The 1,321-nt window shown below is 43.1% G+C and carries 3 protein-coding genes; all 3 read right to left on the bottom strand.

Annotated elements, in window-relative coordinates:
- Nucleotides 1-129 precede the first annotated feature (129 nt).
- The gene (locus tag AYJ08_RS02435) at nt 130-315 is read right to left on the bottom strand and encodes a hypothetical protein (RefSeq protein ID WP_064016452.1); all 186 of its coding nucleotides are present in this window, start codon (nt 313-315) and stop codon (nt 130-132) included.
- On the bottom strand, nt 316-1,041 hold the full coding sequence (locus AYJ08_RS02430) for an N-acetylmuramoyl-L-alanine amidase (protein ID WP_064016451.1): 726 nt from the start codon (nt 1,039-1,041) through the stop codon (nt 316-318).
- A 15-nt stretch (nt 1,042-1,056) separates the two neighbouring features.
- A partial coding sequence (locus AYJ08_RS02425; RefSeq protein ID WP_157452766.1) for a BhlA/UviB family holin-like peptide occupies nt 1,057-1,321 on the bottom strand: 265 nt, incomplete at its 5' end.

Genomic DNA, 1,321 nt, shown 5'->3' with positions numbered 1-1,321 from the left:
ACATAATTACTTTTAATACTAATCGTACCTGTAACAAAACAAAAAAACCTCCCAGCTTACAAAATTGCTGGAAGGCTTAGGTTAACTCAATTCATGATGATAAAGAAATTATGATAGAGTTCATAAATACTATTGTTGCTTTGCTTGTCTATTATTTAAAAGCACGGCAAGGATAGTCACGACAGCCGAAACCCCGTTCGCAATGGCATTCACCTGATCGTCTGTAATGATTTGGTAGCCTAGTGTATCGGCTAGTAGCTTTATGGAACCGATTATTCCAGCAACTAGTAATGTTATATTTCCCTGTTCCTTCACTCACGCACCTGCTTTCAGATACTTTGCCATATTTTTAATCAGTTGAGCAGCGTACTCACCAGCCACCGTTCTAGTAGAGACGGCATTCTGTTTCCAATAGTCAGGAGAGGTAATGATCTTTGCCTGGACAAGAGTATCCACAGCTAATTCAAAATCGTCGTTAGGCGCTTCTACAGCAGGAGAGTACGGATGACCAATATGACCGCAAAAAGCCTTGATCACTGCTTCTGCATAGCGTTTCCAATTATTTTTTAATTTTTGTGAATCTAAAGCATGATCAATAAATCCATATTCCATAATGATCGTGTCTACTGCACCTGTTTCACGATGCATAAAATAATAGTCTCGCCCATCAGCACCTACTCGTGTGTAGACTCTACGGAATTTTTGTCCCTCGGCAGCTACGGCTTGAGCTAGAGCATTTGCTAGCCTATTGGTAGTAAAGATAGAATGAATCGCTTCCACACCTTCCCCGCCACCTGAGTTGATGTGGTTGGAAATACAGTAGGTGGCCCCGCTTTGTTTGACGAGCGTAGTGCGCAGAGATGGGGTAAGTGTGGTATCTGTTGTCCGAGTGATAGCAGCAGGAAGGTTTAACTCTCTGCACCTTTGTAGCTGGTACAAGCTAATTTGTAGCGTCAGATCCTTCTCCTGCATCTGATTCCCAATTGCTCCCGGATCAGCTCCCCCATGCCCTGCATCAATTATTAAAATCGGCTTTGCCATATGCGTATCCTCCTTTTATTCTACCTTTTCTTTTAATTCTTGCAGTTCCATTTCCAAGCCAGATAGACTTCGTTCAATCTGCTGTAGGGTTGACGTATTTCGCTCCAATTGGATCACCATGCGTTCATTGTGTTCCATCAGCTTTGCTTCCCGTGTTTGAGCTTGTTTAACCAAAAGAGCCTCGCGATCTCTCCCCTCTTTTTTGGTAGAGAATAACAGCCAGACAAACAGAGCAGCAAACGGACCTTGCTGAAGCAACGCGTTCATTACGCTCTCTTCC

Source organism: Brevibacillus sp. SKDU10, from assembly GCF_001645205.1.
Classification (GTDB): Bacteria; Bacillota; Bacilli; order Brevibacillales; family Brevibacillaceae; genus Brevibacillus_B; species Brevibacillus_B halotolerans.
This window is presented reverse-complemented; position numbering and strand designations above follow the sequence as displayed.

Bases quoted from the DNA above. Each gene is read 5' to 3' on its own strand.
- AYJ08_RS02430 (WP_064016451.1), bottom strand. From the start codon at position 1,041: ATGGCAAAGCCGATTTTAATAATTGATGCAGGGCATGGGGGAGCTGAT.